The sequence below is a fragment of the Streptomyces sp. SAS_281 genome (assembly GCF_052542855.1).
Genome location: NZ_JBMNDO010000030.1, coordinates 56,935 through 76,705, shown reverse-complemented (window position 1 = coordinate 76,705; position 19,771 = coordinate 56,935). Strand labels below are relative to the sequence as shown.

The 19,771-nt window shown below is 70.8% G+C and carries 19 protein-coding genes and 1 pseudogene; 3 read left to right on the top strand and 17 right to left on the bottom strand.

Translation table 11 applies throughout. From position 1 onward, the window contains the following. Positions 1–390: 390 nt before the first annotated feature. Positions 391–1,230, bottom strand: coding sequence for an HAD family hydrolase (locus ACN6LM_RS14395; protein WP_445065752.1), 840 nt, complete (start codon positions 1,228–1,230; stop codon positions 391–393). A 560-nt stretch (positions 1,231–1,790) separates the two neighbouring features. On the opposite strand from ACN6LM_RS14395, the gene ssd reads away from it, so the two are divergent. From ssd to ACN6LM_RS14380, 3 genes and pseudogenes are all read left to right on the top strand, one after another. Next, entirely contained in the window at positions 1,791–2,852 is a 1,062-nt protein-coding gene (ssd, locus tag ACN6LM_RS14390; protein ID WP_445065751.1) for a septum site-determining protein Ssd, read from the top strand. Further along, a pseudogene (locus ACN6LM_RS14385) lies at positions 2,849–3,667 on the top strand (TadA family conjugal transfer-associated ATPase); the annotation flags it as partial. The gene ssd and the pseudogene ACN6LM_RS14385, both read left to right, overlap by 4 nt. 266 nt (positions 3,668–3,933) lie before the next feature. After that, complete coding sequence (locus tag ACN6LM_RS14380; protein ID WP_445065750.1) at positions 3,934–4,158, top strand: helix-turn-helix domain-containing protein; 225 nt, start codon at positions 3,934–3,936, stop codon at positions 4,156–4,158. Between the two features lie 623 nt (positions 4,159–4,781). Here ACN6LM_RS14380 and ACN6LM_RS14375 read toward each other — a convergent pair. The 16 genes from ACN6LM_RS14375 to ACN6LM_RS14300 form a co-directional block, all read right to left on the bottom strand. Next, a complete protein-coding gene (locus ACN6LM_RS14375; RefSeq protein ID WP_445065749.1) occupies positions 4,782–5,627 on the bottom strand; it encodes a helix-turn-helix domain-containing protein in 846 nt (281 codons plus the stop codon). Then, positions 5,627–6,154, bottom strand: coding sequence for a DUF6879 family protein (locus tag ACN6LM_RS14370; RefSeq protein ID WP_445065748.1), 528 nt, complete (start codon positions 6,152–6,154; stop codon positions 5,627–5,629). The genes ACN6LM_RS14375 and ACN6LM_RS14370 overlap by 1 nt, the downstream gene beginning before the upstream one ends. Then, positions 6,126–6,368, bottom strand: coding sequence for a hypothetical protein (locus ACN6LM_RS14365; protein ID WP_445065747.1), 243 nt, complete (start codon positions 6,366–6,368; stop codon positions 6,126–6,128). Before ACN6LM_RS14365 ends, ACN6LM_RS14370 begins: the two co-directional genes overlap by 29 nt. Before the next feature lie 136 nt (positions 6,369–6,504). Continuing rightward, entirely contained in the window at positions 6,505–7,179 is a 675-nt protein-coding gene (locus ACN6LM_RS14360) for a collagen-like protein (RefSeq protein WP_445065746.1), read from the bottom strand. Further along, entirely contained in the window at positions 7,176–7,442 is a 267-nt protein-coding gene (locus tag ACN6LM_RS14355) for a hypothetical protein (RefSeq protein ID WP_445065745.1), read from the bottom strand. The genes ACN6LM_RS14360 and ACN6LM_RS14355 overlap by 4 nt, the downstream gene beginning before the upstream one ends. A gap of 30 nt (positions 7,443–7,472) precedes the next feature. Further along, positions 7,473–7,724, bottom strand: coding sequence for a holin (locus ACN6LM_RS14350; RefSeq protein WP_445065744.1), 252 nt, complete (start codon positions 7,722–7,724; stop codon positions 7,473–7,475). A 3-nt stretch (positions 7,725–7,727) separates the two neighbouring features. Further along, positions 7,728–8,510 (bottom strand): N-acetylmuramoyl-L-alanine amidase, encoded by a 783-nt coding sequence (locus tag ACN6LM_RS14345; protein WP_445065743.1) that lies wholly within the window; start codon positions 8,508–8,510, stop codon positions 7,728–7,730. Between the two features lie 199 nt (positions 8,511–8,709). Then, positions 8,710–11,064, bottom strand: a complete 2,355-nt coding sequence (locus ACN6LM_RS14340) for a glycosyl hydrolase family 28-related protein (RefSeq protein WP_445065742.1) — start codon at positions 11,062–11,064, stop codon at positions 8,710–8,712. Between the two features lie 3 nt (positions 11,065–11,067). Beyond that, positions 11,068–11,682 (bottom strand): hypothetical protein, encoded by a 615-nt coding sequence (locus ACN6LM_RS14335; RefSeq protein WP_445065741.1) that lies wholly within the window; start codon positions 11,680–11,682, stop codon positions 11,068–11,070. A 13-nt stretch (positions 11,683–11,695) separates the two neighbouring features. Continuing rightward, positions 11,696–12,631 carry a hypothetical protein gene (locus tag ACN6LM_RS14330; protein ID WP_445065740.1) on the bottom strand — a complete coding sequence of 312 codons (936 nt, stop codon included), beginning with the start codon at positions 12,629–12,631 and terminating at the stop codon, positions 11,696–11,698. After that, entirely contained in the window at positions 12,628–13,749 is a 1,122-nt protein-coding gene (locus tag ACN6LM_RS14325; RefSeq protein WP_445065739.1) for a phage tail protein, read from the bottom strand. The genes ACN6LM_RS14330 and ACN6LM_RS14325 overlap by 4 nt, the downstream gene beginning before the upstream one ends. Next, positions 13,746–14,633 carry a hypothetical protein gene (locus ACN6LM_RS14320; RefSeq protein WP_445065755.1) on the bottom strand — a complete coding sequence of 296 codons (888 nt, stop codon included), beginning with the start codon at positions 14,631–14,633 and terminating at the stop codon, positions 13,746–13,748. Before ACN6LM_RS14320 ends, ACN6LM_RS14325 begins: the two co-directional genes overlap by 4 nt. A 19-nt stretch (positions 14,634–14,652) precedes the next feature. Then, on the bottom strand, positions 14,653–18,189 hold the full coding sequence (locus ACN6LM_RS14315) for a phage tail tape measure protein (protein WP_445065738.1): 3,537 nt from the start codon (positions 18,187–18,189) through the stop codon (positions 14,653–14,655). Between the two features lie 72 nt (positions 18,190–18,261). After that, positions 18,262–18,564 carry a hypothetical protein gene (locus ACN6LM_RS14310; RefSeq protein WP_445065737.1) on the bottom strand — a complete coding sequence of 101 codons (303 nt, stop codon included), beginning with the start codon at positions 18,562–18,564 and terminating at the stop codon, positions 18,262–18,264. Between the two features lie 116 nt (positions 18,565–18,680). Beyond that, complete coding sequence (locus tag ACN6LM_RS14305; protein WP_445065736.1) at positions 18,681–19,004, bottom strand: hypothetical protein; 324 nt, start codon at positions 19,002–19,004, stop codon at positions 18,681–18,683. Between the two features lie 104 nt (positions 19,005–19,108). Further along, a complete protein-coding gene (locus tag ACN6LM_RS14300; RefSeq protein ID WP_445065735.1) occupies positions 19,109–19,765 on the bottom strand; it encodes a phage tail protein in 657 nt (218 codons plus the stop codon). Positions 19,766–19,771 lie beyond the last annotated feature (6 nt).

The following is a 19,771-nucleotide window of genomic DNA, read 5'->3' as shown; positions in this document are numbered from 1 at the left end:
GCCGCATAACGCGGATCGCCGCGCGCCGACGGCGCTGTCCGGCCGCTGACGTGCGGCGCCGCCCATGGTTGCGGGGGTACCGGTCTCGGTACCGCCGCTGGCACGTCCGCCCGGTTACCAAGCGTCCTCGATATATGCCCATCAGGTCGGAGTCTTTGCCCGCTCCTGGTGTGGCTGGCCCGTAATCGACGGGTCGACGTCGCGTGGGTGCCGGGTTTTCATGCGCGGTCCGTGGGGCCTTTGCTGCGTCAATCAGGTCATCCTCGCGGATGTCCTTGGTCTCGCGGGCCGTTGAGTCCTTTGTACTCCCGGGGGCGGTGGAGCGGTAGTGCTGGCCACACTTCTTTACTTTTGGGTTCAATTACGGACGAGTCGGTTCAGGCGACCGGGTCAGGCAGAAGCCGCGCCGGCTCGTCGCCGGGTGGCGTACCAGACGGCTCCCGCCGTGAGCGCGGCGGCACTCACGGCTGCTGCGGCCATGAGCGCCGGCCGCGGTGGCAGGGAGAATGCCGAGAGGCGCTGCTTGAGGCGGACCGGCCGGTCGAAAGTGAGAATCGGCCACTCCCGGAGCGTGGCCTCCCGTCGCAGCGCGCGGTCCGGGTTGACCGCGTGGGGGTGACCGACGGATTCCAGCATCGGGACATCGGTGGCCGAGTCGCTGTACGCGTAGCAGCGAGCCAGGTCGTATCCCTCGGACTCCGCGAGCGCCTTGACGGCTTCCGCCTTCGTGGGGCCGTACGCGTAGTACTCCACCTCGCCCGTGTAGCAGCCGTCGTCACCGACGACCATGCGGGTGGCGACGACGCGGTCGGCGCCGAGCAGGTCGCCGATCGGCTCGACGACTTCGGCGCCCGAGGTCGAGACGATCACGACGTCGCGGCCGGCGGTGTGGTGCTCCTCGATGAGGGTCGCCGCCTCGTCGTAGATGATCGGGTCGATCAGTTCGTGCAGCGTCTCAGCCACGAGTTCCTTGACCTGCTGCACGTTCCAGCCCTTGCAGAGCGCCGAGAGGTATTCGCGCATCCGCTCCATCTGGTCGTGATCCGCACCCCCGGCAAGGAACACGAACTGTGTGTACGCGGTACGCAGCACCGCGCGGCGGTTGATCAGTCCGCCCTGGTAGAAGGACTTGCTGAAGGTCAGCGTCGAGGACTTCGCAATGACCGTCTTGTCCAGGTCGAAGAAGGCGGCTGTGCGCGGCAAGAAGCGGTTTTCCACACGGCAGAGCATAGGGGCCCGCCATTCGGCGTAAACCCCGGTGCGTGGGTTTGCCTGAGAAGGGCCTCGGGTACACCATGGAAGTCACGGATCGTTCGCGACCGTGCTAACCCGGTCCGGCTCCTCCCCCCCCGAGTCGGCCGTGGGGACGACCCCCGCTCTCCCCCCCGGCGGGGGTCGTCGCATGTCCGGACGCGGTTTGCCGCTCGGAATCGATCATTTCTCCTCGCTCTGCTCCGTGTCAGCCGTGTCCGCGGCCGACTCACTTCAGCGTGCGCTGTGACGCTGGGTAGCGAAAGAGTCGCACCGAGAAGTCACCGGTATGAGCGACGAAGTTATTCACAACCCCCGAGTTGTCCACGGATTACGAGCAAGATCCACATCATTTCCGAGAGCGCTGCACCGTGATTCCACCCGTGAACTCCACGGGTACCGGAATCGCCGTTCTCGGAGAGGCTCCGAGATCGCCGCGAACGGCGGCGAAGGTGAGTGGTGGAGGGGGAAGTGTGGCTGAATCCAGTGCGCAGGACCGATGGGCGGCTGTCACCGCGCGGCGGGGTGGACCGTTGATCGTGACCGAGGACGTGGACCTGCTCGACGACCTGCTGAGGCTGTGTGCCGCCGCCGGCGCGGAACCCGAGGTGCATCACACGCTGCCTGACCATCGAGAGGGGTGGGAACAGGCGCCCATGGTCCTCGTCGGCGACGACGCGGCGGCACGGTGCCGCGGAGCGGCGCGCAGGCGGGGTGTCATGGTCGTGGGCCGGGGCCAGGACGTGCCGGACGTGTGGCGTCGGGCGGTCGAGATCGGCGCCGAGTACGTGATCCGGCTGCCTGACTCCGAGACCTGGCTTGTCGACCAGATCGCCAATGCGTCGGAAGGCGTCGGCCGGCCCGCGGTCACGGTCGGGGTGATCGGGGGCCGGGGCGGCGCGGGTGCGTCCACACTGGCCTGCGCTCTCGCGGTGACCGCGGCGAGAGCGGGCCGGCGGACCATGCTCATCGACGGGGACCCGCTGGGCGGCGGCATCGACGTGCTGCTCGGTGGCGAGCGGGCGGAGGGCATGCGATGGCCGGATTTCGCCCATTCCCAAGGACGGGTCGGCGGGGGTGCGCTGGAGGAGTCGCTGCCCGCGCTGCACGGGCTGCGGGTGCTCAGCTGGGGCCGAGACGACTGGGTGGTGATCCCGCCGCCCGCCATGCGGGCGGTGCTGGCCGCCGCGCGCAGGCTCGGCGGGGTGGTGGTGGTCGACCTGCCGCGTCGGGTGGACGAAGCGGTGGCCGAGGCTCTCGCCCAGCTGGACCTCGGGCTCGTGGTCGTTCCCGGAGAGCTGCGCGCGGTCGCGGCGGCGAAGCGGGTGGCATCGATGGCCGGGATGGTGCTTGACGATCTGCGGGTGGTGGCGCGGGGTCCGTATGCCCCGGGGCTCGACGCGCAATGGGTGGCCCGGGCCATGTGTCTGCCGCTGGCCGGCGAAGTCCCGCTGGAAAGGTGTCTGTCGGCCGAGCAGGACATCGGCGAACCGCCCGGCGGCAACGGGCGCGGCCCGCTGGCCAGGTTCTGCGCCGCCTTCTGGGAACAGGCGCTCGTGGGAGAGGGCGCCAGCAGGTCGGTCGCCGGGGGCACTCCATGACAGAGGCGCTGCTCGACGCGGTCAGGCAACGGCTCGCCTCCAGCGGTACTGCTCCGACCCCGGCCGCGGTCGCCGCCGCTCTGCGGGCGCAGGGACGTCTGCTCGGCACGGCTGAGGTGCTCGGCCGCGCGGATGAACTGAGAGGGGAGCTGATCGGGACCGGGGTGCTGGAGCCGCTTCTCGCGGACCCCGATGTCACGGACGTTCTGGTGTCCGCACCCGACCGGGTCTGGGTGGACCGGGGCGGTGGACTCGAACTCACCGAGGTGTCCTTCGCGGACGCGGCCGCGGTCCGCAGACTGGCCCAGCGGCTCGCGGCCGTGGCTGGACGCCGGCTCGATGACGCCAGGCCCTGGGTGGACGCGAGGCTGCCGGACGGCACTCGCATGCACGCCGTGCTGCCCCCGGTATCGGTCGGGTCGACGTGCCTGTCGCTGCGGGTGGTCAGGCCCCGGGCCTTCTCGCTGCCGGAGCTGGTCGAGGCCGGCACCGTGCCGCCCGGAGGAGACCGGGTGCTGAGGGCGCTGGTGGAAGCGCGGGTCTCCTACCTGATCAGCGGCGGGACGGGGGCGGGGAAGACGACTCTGCTTTCGAGCCTGCTGGGGGCGGTGGGGGAGCGGGAGCGGATCGTGCTCGCCGAGGACTCGGCAGAGCTGCGACCGGACCACCCGCACGTCGTACGGCTGGAGTCGCGCCCCGCGAATCAGGAGGGCGCCGGACGGGTGACCCTTCGGGACCTGGTGCGACAAGCCCTGCGCATGCGCCCTGACCGGCTGGTGGTTGGTGAGGTAAGAGGAAGCGAGGTGACCGACCTGACCCCTCAGAAAACACCTATACAAACGCTCGGTGATAAGCGCAGGTGGAAAGGGCGGAAACATGGCTGGACCCCAGCGCCGGAACGCTGGGGTCCAGGTGGCCGCTCCCCGCTGCCTGGGGGAGGTAGTGAGGAGGGCCGATCGAGGGGCGCTAAGCGCCTGCTGTGTACAGCTATTTACAGCTTGCTCGACAGATCGTTTTAGGGTCAACCCTAAAGACAAATGATCATGGCCGGGCGAGCGTTGGCAGGATGTACCACGAGCCCATGCCGCCCGAGCGAGTTCTCGCGAGACGACGGGCCATCGGCCAGCACATCCGCACCGCTCGCCTGAAGGCGACGCTCACCCAGGAGCAGACGTCCCTGCGCGCCGGCATCGGCATCGACTCGTACAACCGCATCGAGCTGGGCCACGCCTCACCGCTGCTCGACAACCTGATCCGCATTGCCGACGCCATCGGCGTGGACCTCGCGGACCTTGTGCGGGAGTAGCTCTGCCCGCCCCGGCAACCGCCGTGGCCGGGACGGGCAGAGGGTCAGCGGGTCGGGTACGACGGCGGGTGCGTGGGCGAGCGGCGGCACGAGATCTTGCACAGGATGACGATGCGGCCTGGGCCGCTCGCCCCCTCGATCGGGTACCGCGTCGCCGTCTCGTTGTTGAGGGAGCGTCCGCAGTTCGCGCACCTCATCCGCGCGCCTGCCGCCAGGCCCGGCCGAGCCGTATGGCCGTCACGCACGGGGCGCCTGCGCGACAGGTCGCGCAGGCGATCGTGTGCCCGATCCACGTTCGGTAGGCCAAGTCTTCAGACCCCTTGGGTTTCGTCTGCGCCGTCGTCATGCCCGTTCCCTTCGGCAGGTGGAGCAGCAGCGGGGAAACCAACGGACGGCCGAACCGAAGGCCGGCAGCGGGCGCGGGCCGAGGTCGTGGGCTGCCGTGTTGGTCAGCGGGGCGGTGCACCATACGCAGTTCGCTCCGCGCTGCTGCGCGTCCGACAGCGTGGCGGGGTCCGGTAGAGGTAACGCGGTCGTCATGGACGTCTCCCCGCTCGCGGCCGGTGGATACGGCTGACCGTAGAGGCGGGCGCGTGCGTGTGGGGACGAGTTTCTACGCGTTTCTACGCGAGCGCGGAGACGGCCTGTGCAATCAGCCGCAAAGCTGCAGGCCCGTGCGCGGCGCCCGCGCTCAGCTCTTCGTGCGCCGCGAGGTACTGAGCCACCTCGGACGGCGTCGTGATGGTGACAGCGGCCGTCAGTAGCTCCACCGCTACCTGCTCGCTGTCGAAGACGGTGAAGGTTTCCAGCGGCCAGAGCGGGCCGGCCGCCGCGGGGACGATGCCGAGCGTCACCGAGGGCAGGGTTGCCACCTGGAGGAGGTAGCCGAGCTGTTCGGCCATGACATCGGGGCCGCCGAGCTGTCGCCGGAGGGCGCCCTCCTCGATGAGGATGAGGAACTGGCGGTTTGAGCGGCGGATGATCTGCGAGCGTTCGAGGCGTGCCTCGGCTGCGGCCGCCGAGTCGTCCGGTGTCTGGCTGAACCGGGCGATCCTCGACAGGAGCGCGGTCGCGTAGGCCCGGGTCTGGAGCATCCCGGGAACCACGTTGGAGCAGTACACCCGCATGACCTTCGTCCGCTCGTACAGCGGGCGCCGGGACTGCTGCACCCCGCGCAGGCCGGCGCGCTGGACGCGGCGCCACTCGGTGTACATCTGCTGCGCCTGGCGGGCGGCGGCGATCAGGTCCGCAGCCTCGTCGTCAGCGTCGCACGCGTGGCACCAGGCGCGGATGTCGTCATCGCTGGGGTGCGAACGGCCGCTCTGGACGCGGCTCACCTTGGAGCCCTGCCAGCCGGTGCGCTCGGCGAGTTGCTGCCCCGTCAGGCCCGCGTCCTGGCGGAGGGCGCGCAGGCGTACCGCGATGCGGTCGCGCGCCTCCTGGACGCGGGCTGACGGAGAAGCGGCCATCAGGTGATCGTGAACTCCTGATGGGGCACGGCCCGCTCCCAGACCGCCCGGAACGCGGCGGCGGTCTGCTCGGCAACGTCGGCGCGATCGTCCAGAACGTCACGCAGGTGCGTGCCGTCACCAGCGAAGTGGTGCCACCTGACCAACTGGCCGTCGAACAGCCAGAGGTCGTGCGCGGGGAGGAGCAGCCCCACCGCCTGGTCCCGGGGGAGCCAGCGCACGTCCTCGCCCGCCGCCAGATTGCGCGGGGTGCACGCGTGCTCGAACTGGATGTACTCCGTTGCCGGGGTGCTGATGACCCGGGCGCGCTGGACGGAGACGCCGCGGTCGACGGCCGCCCCGACCGCGTCGTGGAAGTGCCCCCACCAGGAGGTCGGGTCGTCTGCGCTGGCCAGCTCGCCCGCGCGCCACGCCTTCAGGTCCTGGTCCTCCTCGTCAACCGCGTAGACGTCGCGAGTCTCCAGGTGCACGGCCGACGTCGCGCACTGAGCCAGCAGCTCAGCGAACGGCGGTACGGTCTGCGACATCGAGAGCCTCTCTCAGTACGTCGGCCATGCGGGCAGGAATGCGGACCACGTGCTCGCCGGGCGGGATCGGCCCGGCCTGTCGGCACCGTGCGAGCAGCGCCTCGTCGGGGTCCCATCCCTGCACGACGAACTCCCGCGCCTGGTCGTCGTACCAGATCGTCGGGCAGTGGTCCCCGTTGGTCTCCGGGTCCTTCGCGATGAAATGTAACGTCATGGCCGCCTCCACCTGCTCTGGATTGCGTGAGTTTCTACGGCTGTACCCACCCCATGCTGCCGTCGCGGTGCTGCCGAGTGGGCCAGAACGCAGAAAGGCGCCCCCGCCGCCGGCCGAAGCCGGGGCGGGGGCATCTTCATGAGCGGCGGCGGTCGGGTGGCAGGGCCATCATCGACGGACTCGGCGACGGGGACGGGTCGGGCGCGGTCGGGGTTGTACGACGGCAGACGAGGGCGTCCGGGTCGCCGGGCGGCGGTTGCAGGCTGTACCCGTCCGGGCAGGCCGGACCGGCCGCACCGTCCTTGCCGTCCGTCCCGTCCTTGCCCGCCGGGCCAGCGGGACCAGCGGGACCAGCAGGCCCAGCGGGACCGGCAGGACCGGCAGGACCGGCAGGACCGGTAACGCCGTCCGCGCCCGGGCGCCCGTCTGCACCAGACGGCCCCGGCGAGGGCGCCGCCGCCGCGCCAGGCTTCCCCCGCTCGCCCTGTTCTCCGCGCGGCCCAGGCGGCCCGGGGATCGGCACAGGAACCGCGGCCCGGGCAGGCAGATCGTCTATCGCCTGCTCCGGGTCCGGCGCGGCCGGCGTCCCTCCTCGCGCCTGGACCTGCGCCCGCAGCGTCCGTACGTCCGTCGCCAGGGTCGCGACCGCGTCCCCTCGCCGGTCCGCCTCGGCCGCCAGCTGGTCCGCGCGGGACTCCGCCCGGCCGATCAGCAGGAACGCCAGGGCCAGGCCGCCGCCGAGGAACAGCAGCGCCGCCGTGGTCCAGAGCCCTCGGCGACGGCGGTAGAGCAGCTGTTCAGTGCGCGTCATGGCGTACCCCCCAGCTCAATGACGAGCAGCCGCAGCCGGGCCACTTCCAGCTCGAGAGCGGCGACCTGAGCTTTGGCCGCCTGCTCGTCCGTCTCGGCCTTGTCCCGCTCCGTCTGTAGGAGCTTGGCGAGGCTGTCGTATCCGGTGATGACTCCGCCCTCCCGGGCCGCCCGTGCCGCACCCCGGGAGCCGTATGCCGCCGCTGCCGCGGTGGCAAGCGCCGCCAGGACCATGCCCAGCGCTCCGGCGATAGCAGCGTCCATACGTACTCCCGGTGGTGCGCGGTGGGCGGATCAGTAGCCGTCGCCGTCAGGGTCCGGGGCGAAGGGGTCGGCGAGGTCCCGGGGCGTGTGCCGCGCCTGGTACCCGGCGAGGAACGCGAGGGCCGGCGGGACCAGGGCGAGGAGCACGGCCTGCAGCCATCCCGGGAGCGGGCCCAGGAGCGAGGCGTCCTCGTGTACCCCGTTGAGCACGGCGAGCGCCAGGCCGACGAGGAACGTGACCGTGGTGGACGCCTTGACCTTCGCTTCTACAGCAGCAGCCATGGGTCAGCTTCCCTTCTTGACGAGTGCGGCGATGGCCTGCGGGAGGGCGGCGATTCCTCGCTGGACGTCCTCGATCCGGCCGTGCATGTCGGGGATCCGCTCGCCCGTTGCCGTCTGCGACGCGGCGTCCTGCGCCTCGTTGCGGTACGTCCACGGCGCCTTCGCCGCGTTCTTCCTGAGCCAGGCGACGTCCTCCGCGATCTGCTTCAGCAGGGCTTCCTGGGCAGGGGTCATCTCGTCCTCCTCGGACTGGGGCGAGCCGGGGGACCAGCTCGCGGAGCGGGTGAGGCGTTCGGCGACGTCGCGCCGGAACTGGGCGGGGCTGAAGTCGAACCGCCCGCGGCCGCCGTAGCCCTCGACCGGGCCGCGCGGGTCGACCTTGCCCTCGATCGACGTCTCCTTGTGGCAGCCGACCGAGTCGGCGGACCAGCCGTGGTGCCGGCAGACGGCGGCGTCGATCCGCACCCACGCGTCGTACTGAGCTCGCGGGTAGACGTCCTTGCCGTCGCCCCGGTTCTCTGTCTCGATGCCGTACGAGACGTCGTTGCCGTCGACCGTGCCCGTGTCCTTGTCGGGCGCCGGGTGCGAGTCGTCCTCGTCGCGGAACGAGGCGTACGCGTTGAGCGCCATCCGCCCGGCGTGGTTCGCGCGGTGAGCGCTGCACATCGTGGCGACGCCGGACCGGGCGAGGTAGACGTGGGCCAGGGGCGCCGGGAGCCCGGACACCCCGTTCTTCGCGACGACGGCCAAGTCGCCGCGGCCGGCGGTGTGGTGGTTGAGGAACATGCGGACGGGGCCGAACGCGAGCCCGGTAGCGGCGTCACGCCCTCGCGTGCGCCACCCCAGGTACTCCTCGACATGCACGCCCTCGGCGCGCAGGATCTTCAACCACTCGTCGGGGGTCAGCGGTGGTGCCATCAGGGTCTCCAGACATGGCGAAACCCCAGCCTGATCGGCGCGGGGCGTGGGTGAGCGGGTGAGGGTGCTACGCGGCCCGGACGAGCTGGCCGACCTGGCACTGCGCCGAGTTGGCGGCGTTGGCCGCCGACCACTGCGCGGTGACGACCAGGGCCTGACTGGATGTGCTGTCCCGGGTGACCGTGCCGTCCGAGACCTCGTGCTGCACCGCGCCGGTCGTGGACGCGAGGTGGTGCACGAGGCTCGCCCCGCCGGACCAGGTCGCGGACGACGATCCGGGGGCGACGGCCAGGAGCGAGCCGTCGACCCGCCACCCGCGCCCGGAGATGCCGGAGCTCGTCGTCACCGCGCTGAACGCGGCGATGACCGGTCCGCTGACGACGCCGAGGCGGACCCGGATCGTGAGCGTGGGCGTGCCGGTGCTCGAGGCGATGCCCTGGGCGGTGAACCGGTACGAGGCGTAGTCCGCGGCGTCCCCGGCCGGGATCGACCAGGACGCGAGCACCGTCTCGGCCGTGCTGTTCGCCACGGTCGCCAGGCTCCGGGAGGTCGGGGCGTCCCCGGTGTTGCCCCAGCGCACCGCCCCGGTGACGGTACTCGAGATGCTGATGTTCGCCGAGGAGCAGTTCCGGGTGCGAACGTCGTGGATCGTCGGGCGCGCCGTGTTGGAGCTGATCTGCAGCCCCGACCCGGTCAGGTCATGCAACTCGCAGTCGCGGACGACGATGTCGGCCCCGTCCCAGATGCTGATCCCGTTCGCCGTGGCGCCGGTCACCGAGCAGTCGGAGATCGTGACGTCCGTGGCTGTCGCGGCCAACGTGTCCCGGGAGTCCAGCGAAATCCCGGCCCCCGTCGCTCCGGTGACGGTACAGCCCGAGATGCGGCCGCGCCGTACGCCGAGCTGGCTGATCGCGCTCGACCCGCAGTTGATGGCCACGATGTTGTCCAGGACGAAGTCCTCCGTACGGATCAGGCGCACCGCCCAGTTCGCGACGTCGCGGACGACGAGGTCGGAGACGGTCAGGGCACCGATGTACCCGGTATCCTCGCCGTCCGTCCGTACGGCCGCGTCATAAGTGCCGCCGCCGATCATCGTCAGGTTGCTGATGGCGTAGCCCCGTGCGGGCTGCGAGCCGGGGATCGTCGGCGTGGTCCCCCCGGCGGGGGTGCGGTCGACCTCGGCGGAGGACGCGATGGGCCGGATACGGACGCCGCCCCCGCAGCCCCGCAGCGTCAGACCCGAGATGCTGACGTTGTCCCAGATGTAGGTGCTGACCGCGTACTGCAGGATGCCGTCGAACTCGCAGTCGCTGATCCGGATATCGCGGTGCGTGCGGTCCGGCGACGCGCTGTGCGAGCCGATGCCGCGCGGCCAGGACACCGTGCCCGCAGTGCCGCTCGGCCCGAAGCTGCAGCCGGAGATCAACACGTCCTGGCACACTGTGTCGTCGTACGGACCGAAACCGCCGAAGACATCGACGCCCTTGGCCAGGTCGATCTGGATGGCCTCGGAGCCGGGGCGTCCGCCGGGGTCGATGTAGCCCAAGAAGGCGCAGCCCAGTGCCCGTGCGCGCTTGATCGCGTTGAACTCCACCGCGTGGAATCCGGGCACATCCTTGACGGTCACATCCTTGACGGTGATGCCCTCGCCGTGTCCGAACGACATGCACATGTTGCTCGACGTGACGGTGGTGCCCTGCATATCCCAGGTGCCGCCTTCCACGGTGACGTTCCCGTGGCCGGTGTACAGGCCGTAGTTCTGGCCGGCGTCCCCGTTGAGGAGCATCGTCGCGGCGACCGCGCGGACCAGGCGCGCGCCCGGCAAGGCCCGTAGGTGCGTGTTGCGGTAGATCCGCAGCGGCAGTGTGGCGAGCCGGTACGTCCCGGCCGGGACCAAGACCACGCCGCCGCCGGCGTCGCGGGCGGCGTTCAGCGCAGACTGGATCGCCGGGGCGTCGTTGGCGAGCCCGTTGCCGATCGCTCCCCTGTCGCGGACGTTGTAGATCCTCGCGGCGAGGAGCCCTCCGGCACCGGCAGGCGCACCGTTCACGGTCAGGGTCCCCGTGACATTGAGGTTTTCCACGTCGCCGCCGGTCTTGTCCAGCTTCTCGGCGAGGCCGGCCAGGGCCAGCGTGGCGACCTCGCGCCCGAGCTCGAACTGCCGAACCGGGCCGTGCACCCCGTTGTACTCGTACTCGATCGCCGCCGCGTCCGCCTTGAAGGCACGGAACGCGCCGGGGATGTCGCTGGTGAGCGGGTCGCTGCGCAGCTGGCTTATCGGTGTGACGCCGTCCGCCTCGAAGAGGGTGACGGCCTGCCCGGTCCCGGCAGCCAGCACGTTGACCGGGTAGTCGGGGATGATGTCGCCGGTCGCGGTGGTCAGGACCGCGGACCCGTTCCCGCCGAAGGTGTAGAGGGCCATCGATCAGTCCATCCAGTAGAGGCCGGTGACATCGACGTACGCCGTGCCCGGCGGATCCTGGAACCACCAGAGCAAGTCCCCTGGCCCGCCGTATGACGACGACGTGTTGGAGCCGAGGACGTCGATACGGCCGACGGCCTGGACGGTGGCGCCCCCGAGGCTGCAGCTCGCCGGATACGTACGCAGGCCGAGGGGGACGCAGTCGGACGGAACGGTGCCGAGGTTCACCGCGAAGGCGGCGTTGAGGTTGGTCCCGTCTTCCTTGGCGATCTGCCCCTTGATGTGGACCAGGTTCCCCATGCGGCGGACACCGAGCTGGACGTTGCCCGTGACCATGCCAGCGGCCAGATTGAAGGGCCTCCACGCCGGGACCGGCTCGGAGATGGTGGCCCAGGTGGACGTCGCCGCGGACGTCTTGATCCAGAACGAGCCGTCCTCCGCCGACACCGCGGTGTGCAGGGGCGCCTCCGCGTACACCGAATCCCGCTCGGCCTTGTCGGCGACGTGCTGGATCAGGCCCCGGTCGACAGCGAGGGCGAGCGCGGCGAACTCTCCCGGGCCTGCGGGGGCGTCGCCGCCGCCAGGGACCGGGAGGTCCGCGAATCCTACGGTGGCCATGTGGTGAGCCCTTCTACGCAGAGAACGTGATCGTGATCGAGCCGCCGTTGACGCCCATGTAGTCGTCGCGGCCGGTGGTGTAGATGGCGAGGCCCCGGGCGGCCCCAGAGGCCAGCGCGGTGCGCCAGGACGCCGGAAGCGTTGCTGTCCCCTTCGCGCCGACGGACAGCCGCAACAGTTCCTCGGGGCCGTCGCCGAGGTTGAGCTGCCCCGACGGCGGCGAGGCGTAGTTGTGGAGGTATAGGTGCATCGGCCGTTTGCCGTTGACGCCGGAGCCCGTGCGACGGGAGAACGCCACGGTCATTCCGGCGACGGTCTTGCCGGCGCAGGCGGTCGCGATTTTGCCGTCGTAGAACCAGCCGCCGCGGCGCGGGCCGCTGCCGGTCCAGTCCCCTTGCATCGGCGCGCTGGCGTAGTCGTCGGGGCGTCCGTTGCGCCATGAGCCGCTGTCCGTCGGTGTGATCGTGACGGATTTCGGCGGCCGCGTGGCCGGCGGCGTCGGCGGGGGTGCCCCGGCCGTGGCGACCTGTGCGTAGAGCTGGCCTACCCCGTTGGGGTCCGGGCGCGTCCACAGGGCGGTGACCTGCTGCCACTCCGCACCTGCAGGCGGGTCGACGCCCCAGGTGTAGGCCGTGATCGGGACCATGTCCGAGGCGACGTCTCCGGCAATCTTCCGGATCTCCGGCTCGGACGCGGCGCCCTGGTCGTCGCCGAGCCGCCAGATCACGACGGGCCGTGGCCCGGTGCGCACGGCCACCCAGTCCCCGACCTTTCGGTCGCGGTAGGAGTCCGCGCAGGCCACTTCCAGGTGCAGCACCCCGTCCATCAGCAAGTTGACGCAGCCGGATTCGGTGACGTCGCTCACCTGCGCCGAGACGAACTCCCCGGCCGTCGGCGAGGCCGTGCCGGTGCCGAGCTGCCGGGCGAGGTCGTCGGCGGCGCGGCTCATGTCAGCCTCCTGGTGGTCGTGCGGGTGGTGCAGGACTGCGTGACCGTGCCGAGGGTGTACGGGCAGGAGTCGATGATGTGGCGCTGCCACTCGCCGGGCCTGACCTCGGCCTCGGCGACGTCGCCGGGCTCGAGGCCGGGGTGCCCCGCCGCGGTGAAGGACAGCGAGGTCTGGACGCCGAGCGAGGCGGCGAGCTTGGACTGGGCGACGTCGTGCGCCTGGCCCGCGTCGGTGATCAGGGGGGAGGTGTAGCGCTGGGCCCGCACTCGGACGTGGGCCAGGCCGAGGCGCTGCGGGGCGCCCGGGTCTTCGACGGGGTCGGGTCCGGCGTAGGTGATGCTGCGCGGGTCGTCGTCCCAGGCGAACACGGGCCCCACGACCGGTGACCCGTCGCCGCCGTCGCCCGACACCGTCCAGACGTTGACGAGGTCTTCGGCGGTCTGTTCCTCGGCCGGTTCGACTACGGCCGTGCCGTACGGGATCCGCCACACGACCGGGTCGTCCAGCGTTGGGGTGGGCCCGATCGTGACGGCGCCGCGGGCGTCGACCCACACGGACCCGGCGAGGGCGGCCGCGATGTCGACCAGCGCCTGCCACCGGTCCTCGTCCACCGTCATCCGGGGCAGGCGTTTGTCGGGGCGTACGCCCGGGCGCCAGGAGATCGGCGCCCCGGGCAGGGCCTCGCCGACGAGCTGCTCGACCAGGGCCCGGGCGCTGTCCGGGCCGATGGTTCGGGCCACGGGCAGGCGCGCGCCGCGGATGGCGTCCTCGAGGCCGAGGAGGTCCAGGTCCGCGCCGAGCCGGGTCCGGGCGACGTGATCCACAACGTAGGTGCCCGCCGCGACCCAGTACGTGTCCGTGCGCGGGGGGCGCAGGCCCTGCCACAGCCGAACCCGGGTGATCGCCGTGTTGATGCCGGCCGCGCCGAGCGGCACGCCGAGCAGGGACGCGGTGCCGGAGTAGCGGCACTCCGCCCCGGCATCGGGGCGGGCCTCGGCGCTGTCCACCTCCGGCACCGGCGTCCAGGTCTTCCCGCCGTCGTTGCTCCACTCGGCGCGCACGGGGCGCGCGGCCGGGCCCGTGAGCGCGGCCAGCGCCGAGGCGGGGATGCGGATCATGTGACCCCGTTCGTCGCGAGGGACTGCCAGCTCTCGTACGCGGCGGCGACCGCATCCCAGGTCGGGACCTGGGCGGCGAGGATGTCCCACGACCAGGCGGGCATGCGCATCGGCTGACCGGCCGTGTCCGGGCGGGCCAGGGGCTCGATCGTGAACCCGAACAAGTAGCCGCCGCTGCTGCCGAGCTTGCCGGTGGCGGTCGGGCCGGTGATGTCCGCTGGCACGAAGTACGCGTCCGGGATCAGGTATCCGGGGCGGACCTGGGCGAGGAGCACCCCGGAGCGCAGGAGCTCGCGAACGCGGTCGACCTGCTCGGGCGGTACGTCGATGACGGCCTGGACGACCTCGGCGCCGTGCACGTCATACGCCAGCGCCCGGTACGGCGAGCCCTGCACGTCGGCCGTGGACTGGCGGCCGGCCGACGTCGGCCCCGACCAGGTGCTGATCGCAACCCGGGTCGACAGCCCGGGGGTGTCCAGGCTCTTGATCCACAGGTCCTTGAGGCGTCCGGGCGCGGGGGCGGGCACGGTCAGGGAGAGCATGGATGCCGGGCCGGTGGTGCCGTCCTTGTAGATCGGGGTGGCGGTGTAGGTGACCGCCACCCCGAGCGGCGCCTCGCCGTCGTACGCCGACCCGACGCCCTCGACGGCCCAGGCCGGGTCCCCGCTGCGGACCGGCACCGGCGGCAGGCCGCCCGGGTCCTGGCGCACGATCCGCACCTGCAGCACGTTCTCCGCGTCCAGACCCGGGTCAGCGGGGGTGGACGCGTTGTAGGAGAGGACCACCCCCGCCCACAGCTCGTCCACCGTCGCCGCGAGATGCCCGTCCGCCGACACCACCCGCTCCGGCTGCGTGACCGGCGGCGCGGCCGGGTTGACGATCATCGGCACGTGGTGCCCCCTCTCATCGCTTCTTGCCCGCGCGCAGCGTGCGCCGGACGTCGCTGAGCCCGTTGTCGACACGGCGGTCCACAACCGCCTCGAACTCCGACTCACCGATCCGCAGGACGACGGTGTCGCCGCGCTGCAGGGCACCTTCCTGCCCGCCGCCCGTGCGGCCGGAGGTGACGGGCACGACGCGGGCCGGGCCGACGGCGACGGCCAGGCGGTCGGCGGCGGCTTCCACCGCCGAGCTCGCCGCCGCCATCGACTCGACTACCTGCGCACCCACCCGGGCCGTGCCAGCCAGGGACCCGAACTGCTCGCTGGTCATGACCGGTTCGGGCTTGCCGGTGCCGTTGTAGACCGAGGACCAGCCAGTGGGCAGGAACCCGCCTGCGTCGTACTTGCCGGTGTAGCCGTACCGGTCGGTGAACAGCGGGTCCATGTACGAACGGGCCCTGCTGCCGACGAGGACGCCGGAGCCCCCGCGGCTCTCCACGTTGGTGCCGTTCAGGGTTCCTGCGGTGTGGCCCACACCGGCATTCGTGATGCCGATCTGGAACGGGGACCGTGCGCCGCGTGTCCACCCGGCCGGGGCGTGGGCGCCGGAGAACGCCCCGGTAGCCCATCGCCGGTGGGGCCGCTCGCCGCGGATCACGGACTCCAGCGCGGACATGAAGCCGGAGCAGTCCCACGACGGGTCGCCGTTGCCGCCCCACTGGTACGCCTTGCCTGCCTGCGTGCGCCCCCAGCGCAGGGCAGCCGCGAACCCCCGCCCGCCGACGCCGGCCTTCTCGAGCTCGGTGTCCGCCTTGCCGGAGTAGCCGACGATGGTTTTGATCATGCGCTTCGGGATGCCGCTGATCATGTCCCGGTACGCCGAATCGCTGCCGCTGATCCTCGAAATAAGCGGCTTCACGACCGCGTTCATCCCAGCCTCGACCGAGGACTTGACGCCATCCTTCAGCCAGCCGACACCCGACTTGGCGAGGTCGACACCCTTCGACGCGGTCGACTTCACCCACCCGAAGATGCCGCCCTTGCTGAACCCCTCGCCCTGGAACGGGCGCAGGCTCTTGCCGTGCATCGCCGCGGCGTTGACGGCCAGGAGCCGCTTCCGCTCGTAGGGGTCGCGCATGGCCTCGGACACGGCGATGCCCTCGCCCTTGCGGAGCGAGGCCAGCTGGTCGTCACCGTCGCCGTAGTGCGACTGGCCGGGCAGGATGCCGCCCCTCCTGAAGCCCTTGAACTCGGGGAGCTTCGGTGCACCGAAGGCGCCCGCGACTTCATTCCAGACCTTGCGGATGCCCTGGTTGTAGACGGTGTTGATCACGAACTCGATCGGCTTCTTCGTGATCGACTTCAGCTTGTCCCACTGCTCGCCGATGACCTTCTTGGCGGCGGTGAAGGCGTCACCGAACAGCTTGACGCCCTGTTTGCCCAGGTCAAAGGCGGGCTTGAGGCCCTTGTCCCAGAGCCACGTGGCCTTGTCCGCGATCCACCCCATCACGGGCTTGATCACGTTGGTCCACAGCTCCGTGAACCGGGCGCCGAGCCACTGGATGCCGACCTGGATTGCCGACCACGCCGGTTTGATCTGGGCGTCCCACAGCCACTTCGCGGCCGCGCCGATCCACCCGAAAACCGGCTGGATCACCGAGGACCACAGCCAGGACGCCACGGTCGCGATGGCCTTGACCTGGGTGACGATGAGCCCGAACGCGGGCTTGATCGCGCTGTCCCAGAGCCACAGCGCCGCGGCACCGATCCACCCGAACACGGGGCTGATCTGCGTCCACGTCCAGGTCGCCCACATCGCCAACAGCTTGAGCGTCGCGATGATCGGCAGCAGGACCAGCGTGACGACGATGGTCAGCAGCACCTTGGCCGCGGTCCAGATGAACGAGAACACGGGCTGCAGCACGGTCGACCACAGCCACTGTGCGGCCGTGCCGATCGCGCGGAGCCCGACCATCAGGTACCCGAAACCCGGCTTCAGGCCCTTCTCCCACAGCCAGTCCCAGCCGGTACGGATCCCGGTCCAGGCGGCGTCCACCACGTCGTGGAACCAGCCGACCTTCTTGTACGCGATGACGGCGGCGGCCGCGAGGGCGAGCACACCGATCACGATCAAGGTGATCGGGTTGAGCGCCATGACCCCGTTGAAAACGGCCTGCGCGGCCGCCCATGCCCGGGTGACGGCCATGACGCCGCGTACGGCGATCGAGTACGCGCCGAGCACGCCGAGGCTGAACGACGTTGCGATGGCGTTCGCGGACATCGCGAGGGTCACCCCGCCGATCGCGATTGCGAGCGGGGCGAACCACACCCCGTACTCCTTCACCCAGCGCGCGCCGGACGCGAGCGCCGAGCCGAAGCCCTTCACGGCCGGCACGACCTTGGCGTCCACGAACCCGCCGAAGTCCCGCACGACGGGCAGGACGTCGGAGTGCAGGTAGCGGCCGAAGTCCATCAGCCGGGGAAGGACGTACTTGGACGTCGCATCGCCGACGCCCATCAGGAACTTGCGCTTGAACGTCTCGAAGGATGTGCCGACGTCGGACCGGAGGTCGTCGCCTGCCCTCTTCGCGGCGCCGGAGAAGTTGCCGATCTTCTTCGCGGCGGTGTCGACGTTGAGCGAGAAGATCGCCGCGCCGAGGTCCTCGCCGGGACCGCCGAACAGGTTCTGTACGGCCTGCGCCTTGGTCGTCTCGTCGGGGACCTTGCGCAGCGCATCCAGGACAGTGCCCAGCGCCTTGCGGGCGCCGGGGCCACCGTCCGCGATGGCCTTCATGACGCCGGAGCCGCCGAGGCCGATGGACTTGAGGGCGTCCTTGACGGAGTCCGCGCCGCCGGTGACCCGCAGATACAGCTCCTTGAAGCTGTCGCCGATCTTGTCGGTGTCCCACGCGCCCGCTTCCAGACCCTGCGACATCAGCCCGAGGGCGTCCTTCGCATCCAGCCCGAAGTTCTTCAGGAACGGGCTGTACTCGTTGAACGTTTCGGCGAGGTCCTCGGCCTTGACGCCCAGGTTCTGGAACCCGTAGGCCATGGCGTCGACGGCCTCGGTGCCGTCCTTCGCGAACCCGGACTTCACCATGGACGCGGCGGCCTTGGTCGCCATGGTGATGTCCTGGTCGAACAGCGTCGCCAGGTCGGAGACGGCCGTGCTGATCTTGCCGATCTCCTTGACCGACGCCTTGGAGTCGACCAGACCGGTGCCCAGGACGAGCTTGACGGCCTCGGCGCCCTCCTCGATCGTCTCGGTGACGCTGTTCGACCAGAGCTTGCCCGCCGCCTCCCCGGCCTTCTTCGCGTCAGCCGCCGAGAGGTCTAGCTGCCCCTTGAGGGTGGCGGCCGCCTTCCCCTTGGCGAGGGACGTCTCAAGACCCTTGGTGACCAGCACGCCCGCGGCCGCCCCCACCGCGAACGCGCCGGCCGCCAACTTGCCCTTCATGCTGGACAGCAGGGACTCGCCGCCCTCGTCGCCCGCGCGGGCGGACGCCTGGGCGACGGGCTCGCCGATCTCCCGGTCAAGCTGCCTGCCGAAGTTCGACATGTTCGGCAAAACATCGACCCACACAGCACCAGCGCGGGGCATCGGCGATCACCCCGTCTCTGTGTTGTTGTGCTACGCCAGGTCGGCGTGCTGCGGTGTCAGCTGGCGCACCAGCCGCAGGTGCCCCGTACGGGCCTGGCGCTGGGCCTTGCGTTCGGCCTTGGCCTTCTGCTTCGGCGTCGGATCACCCGGCCGCCACTCGGGCTCCGGGTACTCCTGAGCTGCCGACTTCTCCGCGCGGTTGGCGTTGCGGAAATCGACTTCCATGCGGCCGAGCCGGTCCAGGGCCTTGGCCAGCTGGTACTCGACGGTGCCCCACGGGGAGCCCGTGATCGCACGGGCCAGGGCCCCGTTGGCCGGCAGACCCTCCACCATGACGCGCAGCTTCCGGAGCGTGATCTCGCCCCGCCAGTACTCGGCGATCGGATCGCGCGGCGCGTAGTGGTGCAGCAGGTCCGCCTCGACGGCCTCGGGATATGCCCCGAGGACGTCTAGCGCCGTGTAGGGCGCTTCTTGACCTCGCTCTGCATGTCCTGCTGCACGGCCACGTAGAGGAGGCCGATCTCGGCGTCCTGGTGGCCGGCGGCAGTCCACTTCTCGTACTGCTCGTCGCCGAGGATCGCGCGCGCCTTGTCCCGGTTGGTCTCGCACGCATCGACCCTGGCCGACCACTCGTCGTCCGCGAACAGCGGATGGGGGAAGGTGACGAGCTCCCCGCTCATCAGCTCCAGTTCGATCTCCGGGCCGCCAAGGACCTCCTCGAACTGCTGGCGGACCTCTTGCATCTTGTAGCGCTTGCGGTTGGGCTTGCTCATGGTGGTGTCTCGTTTCTGGGTGGCCGGTGGGTGAGCAGGTGGTGGCACCGAGGCGGCAGGGCTCACCCTGGGCCGCCGCCTCGGTGCCGGTTTGCGGGGCTCGGTCACGGAGTCACCGGCGCGTAGTCACGCCAGCCGGCGCCGTCGATCCACGTCCGGACGTCCGTGCCGACCTCCTCGTCCACGTACGCCTGGTACGTGACGCCGCGGCTGATCTCCGCCGTGCGGGTCCACTGCTCGTCCTCGCGCCCCGTACGCAGTGCGCTGGGGAAGTGGCGGACGATGTAGAGCGGATTGCCGGTGAGCTTGTTGAGGTCCTCGGCGATGAAGAGGAGTCGTCGGTAGAGCGTGGGCGGGGTCAGCGGCCGTGACCAGGTCCAGGCCGCCGAGCCCATTGCGGGGAGCGCACCGACACCGGACAGCGGCAGGTTCTCGTACAGGGCAACGGCGGCCGCGTTGGTTTCCTGCGGCACCCACTGCGCGGTACGGATATCCGTCTCCACGTCCGACCGGGTCGGGGAAGCCGACTGCCCGGACTCGACGTCCGAGGTCGACAGGTCCCCGCTGTACGTGATGCCGTCCGTCGTGGTGTACCCGGTCGGCAGGTATCCGGCAGGGAGCGCCTGCAGGATGCCCTCGGCGTCGAACGGGTTGTCCACGGCGTCGGCTGTGATGTCCGCCGCGAACACGCTGTAGCGGAGAGCCTTACGGATCAGCGACGTACGCAGATCCGCCATGGTGGTGAAATCGCCAGCAGCCACGTCGGG